The organism is Paracoccus sp. 22332, assembly GCF_052045125.1.
Classification (GTDB): domain Bacteria; phylum Pseudomonadota; class Alphaproteobacteria; order Rhodobacterales; family Rhodobacteraceae; genus Paracoccus; species Paracoccus haematequi_A.
The window spans coordinates 1-7,865 of record NZ_JBQEOI010000077.1 but is presented as its reverse complement, the minus strand read 5'-3'; the positions used below and the strand labels follow the sequence as shown (position 1 = coordinate 7,865).

Sequence of the window (7,865 nt, the reverse complement as noted above, 5' to 3'; positions counted from 1 at the left end):
GCAAGATCGACTGGCACTACATCGCGCCAGGAAAGCCGACACAGAACGCCTTCATCGAGAGCTTCAACGGTCGCCTGCGCGACGAGCTATTGAACGAGACCCTGTTCCCGTCCCTGCACCATGTCCGCGTCACGCTGGCCGCCTGGCGCACGGACTATAACACTGAACGGCACCACTCCCGTCTCGGCTGGCAGACCCCAGCCGAGTTTGCCCAAACCTTCGCCCTGCAACGGGGCTTGGCGCTGCGCAACCTGCAAGGCTCCGCACCAGCCCCCGTTGCTCAACTCGCCCGAATGGGCAAAACTCAAGCCCGGAGTCTCGCTCACGCTGGATAAAAGTCGGGGGCAACGTCAGGCCGCCTGAAGGATTGGAGGCGTGTCGCAACTCGATAGACCGCTGCCCAGAGACGTTCTTCTCAGCCATCGCGCTCGCCCCAACCAGTCCTGTTCTGGCTATGAAAATCAATGGGTCTGGAGCCTAGGTGATCTGCAAATAATGGAGTGGGAATGATCCTTCGGCCGACCCCCTTGCGGGTCGGCTTTTTTGTTGCAGGATGGGGCGGCAGAACCGGGAGGCGCATATGATCCGCATCGGCATCGGCGGCTGGACCTTCGCGCCCTGGCGCGGCGGCGCCTTCTATCCCGACGACCTGCCGCAGCGGCGGGAACTGGAATATGCCAGCCGCCGCCTGACCTCGATCGAGATCAACGCGACCTATTACGGCAGCCAGAAGCCCGAGAGCTTCCAGAAATGGCATGACGAAACGCCCGAGGATTTCGTCTTCGCGCTGAAGGGGCCGCGCTTTGCCACCAACCGCAAGGCTCTGGCCGAGGCGGGCGAGAGCGTGGCGCGGTTCCTGGATTCGGGGATCACCCGGCTGGGGGCCAAGCTGGGGCCGCTGAACTGGCAACTGGCCGAGACGAAGACGTTCGACCGCGAGGATTTCGCGGCTTTCCTGGCGCTGTTGCCCAGCAGCCATGACGGCATTCCCCTGCGCCATGCGGTCGAGGCGCGCCATGACAGCTTTGCCAGCGACGAAGCCGCCGCCCTGTGCCGCGAGCGCGGCGTGGCTTTGGTCCGCGCCATGGACAGCAAGTTTCCCGAGATTGCCGCCGACACAGCCGATTTCGGCTATTGGCGGCTGATGGGCACGACCGACCGCGCGAACGGCTATGCCGGTGCCGACCTGGACCGCTGGGCCGACATGGCGCGGCAGGCGGGCAAGAACGGCGACCTGTATCTGTACGTCATCTCGGGCGAAAAGACCCGCAACCCGGCTGCCGCGATGGCGCTGATCGACCGTCTGAAGGACCATCCATGACCTCTTGCGCCTGCGGCCACCATCATTCGCCCCGCCACCATCACGACACCTTAGGCACGCCGGTGGCGATGAAGACGCCGCTGTTCGGGCTGACCGGGCGGCTGATCTGCCGGGACGCCGCGCAGATGATGGCGGCGCTGTCGCTGCTGCCCGATCACATCCGGCTGAGCCGCGAGGAACCGGGCTGCCTGCATTTCGACCTGTGGCAGGACGAGGATCCGATGGTCTGGCATCTGTCGGAACTGTTCGTCGATGCCGACGCCTTCGCCGCCCATGGGCAGCGCACCGAGGCCAGCGAATGGGGCCGCGAAGGCGCGGACATCGGCCGCGACTTTCACCGCCACGACGTGATCCCGGCGATCCGCCGAGAGACCCGGCACGATCTGGACGCCATCGACGCGCTGCTGCGCGCGGCCTTCGGCGGCGACGACGAGGCGCGGCTGGTGCGCAAGCTGCGCGAGGACGGCGACCTGTCCCTGTCGCTGGTGGCCGAGGCGGCGGGCACGATCCTGGGCCATGCCGCCCTGTCGCCGCTGGAGGCCGAGGCACCGGCCTATGCGCTGGCGCCCGTGGCGGTCACGCCCAAGGCGCAGGGCCGGGGCATCGGCGCGGCCCTGGTCCATCAGGCCGTGTCCTGGGCCGACGCGGCCTCGGTCGTGGTGGTCGGCGCGCCGGGCTATTACGGGCCGCTGGGCTTCAAGCCCGCCGAGTTGGCCTCGCCCTATGCCGGGCTGGCGATGCAGATGATCGGCACCCTGCCCAAGGGCAGCGCCATCCGCCATGCGCCCGCTTTTGTGACGCTGTAGGGCCGCGCAGCCTTGCGCCCTGCCCCCGGTGGTTTACATCTGGGTGCCAGCACGAAAGGATCCCCGATGGCAGGACAACCGACCTTCGAAGCCCGCGAACAGGTGACGGGCAGCGACCTTGGCAACCTTCCCGAATGGGATCTGACCGACCTGTATCCGGCACCGGATTCGGCGGAACTGACCGCCGACATCGCCCTGCTGGAAACCGAGGCGCGCGATTTCGCCGCCCGCTATCAGGGCAAGCTGGCCGACCTGACCGCGCCCGAGATGCTGGCCTGCATCGAGGCCTATCAGAAGATCGACATCACCGCAGGGCGGATCATGTCCTATGTCGGGCTGCGCTATTACCAGAACACGCTGGACCCGGCGCGCGCCAAGCAGATGGGCGACCTGCAAGGCCGGATCACCGACATCACCACGCCGCTGGTCTTCTTCAGCCTGGAATTCAACCGCATCCCGGACCAGACCTATGAGGCGGTGTTCGCCGCCGCCGATGGTCCGGCCCGCTACAAGCCCGTCTTCGACCGGATGCGCGCCATGCGCCCGCACCAGTTGTCGGACGAACTGGAGCAGTTCCTGCACGACACCTCGGTCGTCGGCGCCGCCGCCTGGAACCGGCTGTTCGACGAGACCACCGCCGCCCTGGAATTCGACGTGGAGGGCGAGACGCTGGGCCTGGAGGCCACGCTGAACCTGCTGACCGACCATGATCGTGGGCGCCGCGAGGCCGCGGCCCGCGCCCTGGCCGCGGTCTTTGGCAGGAACGTCAAGCTGTTCGCCCGCATCCACAACACGCTGGCCAAGGAAAAGGCCATCGAGGACAAGTGGCGCAAGATGCCCACCCCGCAATACGGCCGCCATCTGGCCAACCATGTCGAACCCGAGGTGGTCGAGGCGCTGAAGAACGCCGTCACCGCCGCCTATCCGCGCCTGTCGCATCGCTATTACGCGCTGAAGGCGAAATGGCTGGGGCTGGACAGGTTGCAGGTCTGGGACCGCAACGCCCCCCTGCCTACCGCCTCGGACCGGGTGGTGGCCTGGGACGAGGCACGGGCAACGGTGCTGGACGCCTATGCGGGCTTCTCGCCCCGGCTGGTGGATCTGGCGCGGCCGTTCTTCGACAAGGGCTGGATCGACGCCGCCGTGACGCCGGGCAAGGCGCCGGGGGCATTCGCCCATCCGACGGTGACCACCGTGCATCCCTATGTGATGCTGAACTATCTGGGCAAGCCGCGCGACGTGATGACCCTGGCGCACGAACTGGGCCACGGCGTCCACCAGCGGCTGGCCGCAGGCCAGGGGGAACTGCTGGCATCCACCCCGCTGACGCTGGCCGAAACCGCATCCGTGTTTGGGGAAATGCTGACCTTCCGCGCGTTGCTGGCCAGGACCACCGATCCGGCGCAGAAAAAGGCCTTGCTGGCGGGCAAGGTCGAGGACATGATCAACACGGTCGTCCGCCAGATCGCCTTCTATGATTTCGAATGCAAGCTGCACGCGGCCCGCGCCGAGGGCGAGCTGACCCCCGACGACATCAACGCGCTGTGGATGTCGGTGCAGGCCGAAAGCCTTGGCCCGATTTTCGAGTTCATGCCGGGTTACGAGACCTTCTGGACCTATGTCCCGCATTTCGTGCATTCGCCCTTCTACGTCTATGCCTATGCCTTCGGCGACGGGCTGGTGAACGCGCTTTATGCGGCCTATGAGGGCGGGCTGCCGGATTTCCAGGCGAAATATTTCGACCTGCTGGCGGCGGGCGGATCGAAGCATCACAAGGATCTGCTGGCGCCTTTCGGGCTGGATGCGTCGGACCCGAAATTCTGGGACAAGGGGCTGGCTATGATCGAGGGCTTCATCGACGAGCTTGAGGCCCTGGAGGCCTAAGGGGGCTGCCGCCCCCATCCGCTGCGCGGATTCCCCCGCGGATATTTTTGCACAGAAGATGGTGGCGATGCTGAAACGGATATTTGCAGCGGTGGCGGTGCTGGTCGTGCTGGCGGCGGCGGCTTTCCTCGTCTTTGCGCCGGGCTATGTCGAGCGCGGCCTGAACCCGCTGCGGATACCGGTCGACGGCTGGCCCGTCAGCGCCGAGGCTCGGGCTTTGCATGATCGGCTGGTGATCGGCGACTGGCATTCCGACGCGCTGCTGTGGGACCGCGACATCCTGGACCGCGCCGACCGGGGCCATACCGACGTGCCGCGCCTGCTGGACGGCAATGTCGCGGTGCAGGTTTTCACCACGGTCACGAAAAGCCCGCGCGGCCAGAACTATGACCAGAACAGCACCGATGCCCCTGACAACATCACGCCGCTTTTCATCGGGCAATTGCGCCCGGTCCGGTCGTGGTTTTCCCTGCGCGAGCGCGCGCTTGTGCAGGCCGAGGCCCTCGCCCGCGCCGCCGAGGCCGCGCCCGACCGGCTGCGCCTGATCCGCACGCGGGCCGACCTGCAAGCCGTTCTGGACGCGCGGGCGGGCGGGCAGCGGGTGCTGGGCGCGGTGCTGGGGTCAGAGGGCGGGCATCCGCTGGAAGGCGAGATCGGCAACCTGGACGTGCTCTATGACGCCGGATTTCGGTTGATGGGGCTGACGCATTTCTTCGACAACGAACTGGGCGGCAGCCTGCATGGCGAAGGCGGCACCGGTGCGGGGCTGTCGGATTTCGGACGGCAGGTGGTCGAAGGCATGATCGAACGCGGCATGGTGATCGACCTGGCCCATGCCTCGCCGCTGATGGTGCAGGACGTGCTGGCGATCCCGGATGCGCGGCCGGTCCTGTCCCATACCGGCATTCGCGGCCATTGCGGCAGCCACCGCAACCTGGACGACGAACTGGTCCGCCAGATCGCGTCCAAGGGCGGCGTGATCGGCATCGGCTTCTGGTCCGATGTGGTCTGCGGCGGAACCCCCGCGCATATCGCGGAAAGCATCGTCGCCGCGATCGCCCTGGTGGGCGAGGATCATGTGTCGCTGGGGTCGGACTATGACGGCTCGGTCGGGGTGCCCTTCGACGCGGCGCATCTGGCGGCGCTGACCCAGGCGCTGCTGGACCAAGGCCTGTCCGAGGCGCAGATCGCCAAGGTCATGGGCGGCAACATGATCCGCTATCTGTCCGAAACCCTGCCCGAAGGCTAGAACCATGAAGCGCACCGCCTTGCTGCATTCCGAACTGTCGGGCCTGATCGCCGCGATGGGCCATGGCGACCTGCTGGTGATCGGCGATGCCGGGCTGCCCGTCCCGCCGGGGGTGCGCTGCATTGATCTGGCCGTGACGCGCGGGGTGCCAGGCTTCTTCGACGTGCTGGACGCGGTGTTGGCCGAACTGGTGGTCGAACGGTCGGCCTGGGCTTCCGAGGCATCGGCGGATCTGGGCCAGGCCCTGCGCTTTCGCGCCTTGGGCAAGGCCGACATCGTTCCGCATTCGGATTTCAAGGCCCTGACCCGCGGCGCCCGCGCGGTCGTACGGACCGGAGAGTTCACGCCCTATGCCAATGTGGCGCTGTGGTCGGGTGTGGCGTTCTAAGCCCTGGAACCCACTGCCAGACAACGCGTTCGGTCGCAGATCATGCAAAGGAGTGTGGACGGATGCAGAAGACCTTTCTTGGCCTTGGCGCCATTCTTGCGATGATGACTCTGGCCGGATGCCAAACGGCCCAAGGCCTTGGCCGCGACGTGTCGACCGCAGGCCAGGTAATCCAGCAGGAAAGCGCCGAGGCGATGTAGAACGGATCGAAGGCGGCCTTTCGGGGCCGCCTTCGATCGCTGCGCTTAGCGGGTCGACGGATGCTGCCTTGCGGCCGAGCGGATCCGGTTGGCGATAGGCCAAGTCCAGCCGATCTGTTGCGAGCGGTTCGGGCGCAGATAGACCCAGTTCAGCAGCGCGGCGGGAATACCCAGAGCCAGGCCGATAACCGCCCCCCAGACGAAGGTCGCGACGCCGACATAGCCCATCGCCAGACCCGCGATCACCACCGCCCCGGCAATCGAGGCGACCCAGATATGGATCAGGAACAGTCGAAGATGCATGATCGTGCTCCGATAGACAGGTTCCGGTGAAACGAACAGGCGGCGACGGCGGTTCCGAAGGAGGATGCGATGCGCTTGACGATCCTTGCGATGCTTCTGCCGTTGCCCGCCGCGGCCTTCACCGCGCAGAACGGCATGACGGCGGTGCGGACGGGGCCGGCCGAGATCACGGTCATCCACGAGGTTCGGCGCGGGGACACCGACTATTGGTGCGCGGCGGGCGATTTCGCGCAGCGCGTTCTGGACCTGCCGGGCAAGACGCGGCTGTGGCGCGCCTCGCCCAAGCCGCGTCGGGCGGGTCAGGGGATCGTCTTCACCCTGGATCCCCAGCAACAGGCCGAGGGGGCGGGCCTGTCGCAATTCGGTGGCGGGCCGCGCGACGGCTCGATCCCGGTCGCGATGGCGGTCGGTAATTACTGCCAGCGGATCGTTCCCTTCCAGGACTGACGGCAACCGGCCGCGCCCCCTGCCGGCCTTCAACGGAGAGCGAGATGAAAAACCCTTGGATGAGCGCATGGCTGTCGGCCGCCAACAGCGCGGCCGCCACCGCCCGAGGCCAGATCATGGCCGAAACCAGCAAGACCCAGACCCGGATGTTGCAGGACTGGCAACGCGCGTGGATGGACGCGTGGTTCGCGATGTGGTTTCCGGGCCGCCGCCAATAGCGGCGTCAGGCAAGCTGCCGCGCCACCAGCCAGGTCGCGGGCACGGCAAGTGCCGCGCCGATGGCGGCGGCGATCAGGATGGACTTCCAGTCATAGAACCCCATCGCCAGCACGGCCACCACGCCGATCCCCGCCAGCGAGATCATGACGATCGACAACAGGAGCATGAAAAGACGGGCCATCGCGAACTCCGAACTTGGTTCTGTGGCAATCATGGCACGGCTGTGGGGAATGCGCCTTGATCGAGATCAGATTTGCGGCCAGGGATCAGTTTCCAGAGCTACGTAGAAGTTTGCCTCTGCTTCCGAAGGCGGGATGTTCCCGATTGGCTCGAGAAGACGGCGGTTGTTGAACCATTCCACCCATTCGAGCGTCGCGTACTCCACGGCTTCTAAGCTGCGCCATGGGCCGCGGCGGTGGATGACCTCCGCCTTGAACATATGAAGGGGAGCGTGGCCCCAGTGGGGCCGCGTAAGCCCCGTAATGGTTGATCGTCTCGGCCAAGGCGTTGTCGTAACTGTCGCCGACGCTGCCCACCAAGGGTTCAATCCCGGCTTCTGCCAAACGTTCAGTGGAACGAATAGACAGGTATTGCGAGCCCCTGTCGCTGTGGTGAACCAGCCCCATGCCCTTTCCGGGGCGGCGATTATGTACCGCCTGTTCCAGGGCATCGAGAACGAACCCCGTATGCGCCGAGTTGCTGACGCGCCAGCCAACGATCTTGCGGGCATAGGCGTCGATGACGAAAGCGACATAGGTGAAATCCGACACCCACAGCATATTCGGTGCCGGAACACGGAACTGGCGGTTACCTTGTCCAGCGGACACGGCGCCTTCTTGTCCGGGATCGTCGTCCGATGCGGCTTGCCCCTGATAATACCTTGAATACCCATATCATTCATCAATCTTGCGACTGTGCAGCGGGCGACATCGAAGCCCTCACGACCAAGCTGCCGCCAGACTTTCCGAACCCCATAGACCCGCCAGTTCTCTTCGAAGACCCGAAGGATCTCGGGGCGCAGGCCGCGTATGACCGAGGAGCTGAACGA

11 protein-coding genes and 1 pseudogene are annotated in these 7,865 nt (G+C 65.9%); 9 read left to right on the top strand and 3 right to left on the bottom strand.

Features of this window, described 5'->3' with window-relative positions; genetic code table 11:
• From ACTJI6_RS23200 to ACTJI6_RS23170, 7 genes are all read left to right on the top strand, one after another.
• On the top strand, nt 1-335 hold a 335-nt coding region (locus tag ACTJI6_RS23200; RefSeq protein ID WP_440799152.1), incomplete at its 5' end, for an integrase core domain-containing protein.
• A 245-nt stretch (nt 336-580) separates the two neighbouring features.
• The gene (locus ACTJI6_RS23195) at nt 581-1,321 is read left to right on the top strand and encodes a DUF72 domain-containing protein (RefSeq protein WP_440804075.1); all 741 of its coding nucleotides are present in this window, start codon (nt 581-583) and stop codon (nt 1,319-1,321) included.
• Nucleotides 1,318-2,127 (top strand): GNAT family N-acetyltransferase, encoded by an 810-nt coding sequence (locus ACTJI6_RS23190; RefSeq protein ID WP_440804073.1) that lies wholly within the window; start codon nt 1,318-1,320, stop codon nt 2,125-2,127. The genes ACTJI6_RS23195 and ACTJI6_RS23190 overlap by 4 nt, the downstream gene beginning before the upstream one ends.
• A gap of 66 nt (nt 2,128-2,193) precedes the next feature.
• The gene (locus tag ACTJI6_RS23185) at nt 2,194-4,011 is read left to right on the top strand and encodes a M3 family oligoendopeptidase (protein ID WP_440804070.1); all 1,818 of its coding nucleotides are present in this window, start codon (nt 2,194-2,196) and stop codon (nt 4,009-4,011) included.
• Between the two features lie 58 nt (nt 4,012-4,069).
• Nucleotides 4,070-5,260, top strand: coding sequence for a dipeptidase (locus ACTJI6_RS23180; RefSeq protein ID WP_440804068.1), 1,191 nt, complete (start codon nt 4,070-4,072; stop codon nt 5,258-5,260).
• A 4-nt stretch (nt 5,261-5,264) separates the two neighbouring features.
• Nucleotides 5,265-5,648 (top strand): D-ribose pyranase, encoded by a 384-nt coding sequence (gene rbsD / locus ACTJI6_RS23175; protein WP_440804065.1) that lies wholly within the window; start codon nt 5,265-5,267, stop codon nt 5,646-5,648.
• 62 nt (nt 5,649-5,710) lie between these two features.
• Nucleotides 5,711-5,848, top strand: coding sequence for an entericidin EcnAB (locus tag ACTJI6_RS23170; RefSeq protein WP_126155344.1), 138 nt, complete (start codon nt 5,711-5,713; stop codon nt 5,846-5,848).
• A 45-nt stretch (nt 5,849-5,893) separates the two neighbouring features.
• On the opposite strand, the gene ACTJI6_RS23165 is transcribed toward ACTJI6_RS23170, so the two are convergent.
• Nucleotides 5,894-6,151, bottom strand: a complete 258-nt coding sequence (locus tag ACTJI6_RS23165; RefSeq protein WP_126155345.1) for a hypothetical protein — start codon at nt 6,149-6,151, stop codon at nt 5,894-5,896.
• A gap of 69 nt (nt 6,152-6,220) precedes the next feature.
• Between ACTJI6_RS23165 and ACTJI6_RS23160 the strand changes: the two genes are divergently transcribed.
• Complete coding sequence (locus ACTJI6_RS23160; RefSeq protein ID WP_440804061.1) at nt 6,221-6,598, top strand: hypothetical protein; 378 nt, start codon at nt 6,221-6,223, stop codon at nt 6,596-6,598.
• Nucleotides 6,599-6,642: 44 nt separating this feature from the next.
• A complete protein-coding gene (locus tag ACTJI6_RS23155; protein ID WP_440804059.1) occupies nt 6,643-6,816 on the top strand; it encodes a hypothetical protein in 174 nt (57 codons plus the stop codon).
• Between the two features lie 5 nt (nt 6,817-6,821).
• Here the strand turns inward: ACTJI6_RS23155 and ACTJI6_RS23150 are convergent, their stop codons facing one another.
• Both ACTJI6_RS23150 and ACTJI6_RS23145 read right to left on the bottom strand, forming a co-directional pair.
• Nucleotides 6,822-6,998: a hypothetical protein gene (locus ACTJI6_RS23150; protein WP_440804057.1), complete on the bottom strand. Its 177-nt coding sequence runs from the start codon at nt 6,996-6,998 to the stop codon at nt 6,822-6,824.
• 66 nt (nt 6,999-7,064) lie between these two features.
• Nucleotides 7,065-7,865: pseudogene (locus tag ACTJI6_RS23145) on the bottom strand (IS3 family transposase); the annotation flags it as partial.

What these genes read in the sequence shown, in the direction of transcription:
- ACTJI6_RS23195 (WP_440804075.1), top strand. Translation starts at nt 581, where the DNA reads ATGATCCGCATCGGCATCGGCGGCTGGACCTTCGCGCCCTGGCGCGGC.
- ACTJI6_RS23165 (WP_126155345.1), bottom strand. Translation starts at nt 6,151, where the DNA reads ATGCATCTTCGACTGTTCCTGATCCATATCTGGGTCGCCTCGATTGCC.
- rbsD (WP_440804065.1), top strand. Translation starts at nt 5,265, where the DNA reads ATGAAGCGCACCGCCTTGCTGCATTCCGAACTGTCGGGCCTGATCGCC.
- ACTJI6_RS23190 (WP_440804073.1), top strand. Translation starts at nt 1,318, where the DNA reads ATGACCTCTTGCGCCTGCGGCCACCATCATTCGCCCCGCCACCATCAC.
- ACTJI6_RS23150 (WP_440804057.1), bottom strand. Translation starts at nt 6,998, where the DNA reads ATGGCCCGTCTTTTCATGCTCCTGTTGTCGATCGTCATGATCTCGCTG.
- ACTJI6_RS23180 (WP_440804068.1), top strand. Translation starts at nt 4,070, where the DNA reads ATGGTGGCGATGCTGAAACGGATATTTGCAGCGGTGGCGGTGCTGGTC.
- ACTJI6_RS23185 (WP_440804070.1), top strand. Translation starts at nt 2,194, where the DNA reads ATGGCAGGACAACCGACCTTCGAAGCCCGCGAACAGGTGACGGGCAGC.
- ACTJI6_RS23155 (WP_440804059.1), top strand. Translation starts at nt 6,643, where the DNA reads ATGAAAAACCCTTGGATGAGCGCATGGCTGTCGGCCGCCAACAGCGCG.
- ACTJI6_RS23160 (WP_440804061.1), top strand. Translation starts at nt 6,221, where the DNA reads ATGCGCTTGACGATCCTTGCGATGCTTCTGCCGTTGCCCGCCGCGGCC.
- ACTJI6_RS23170 (WP_126155344.1), top strand. Translation starts at nt 5,711, where the DNA reads ATGCAGAAGACCTTTCTTGGCCTTGGCGCCATTCTTGCGATGATGACT.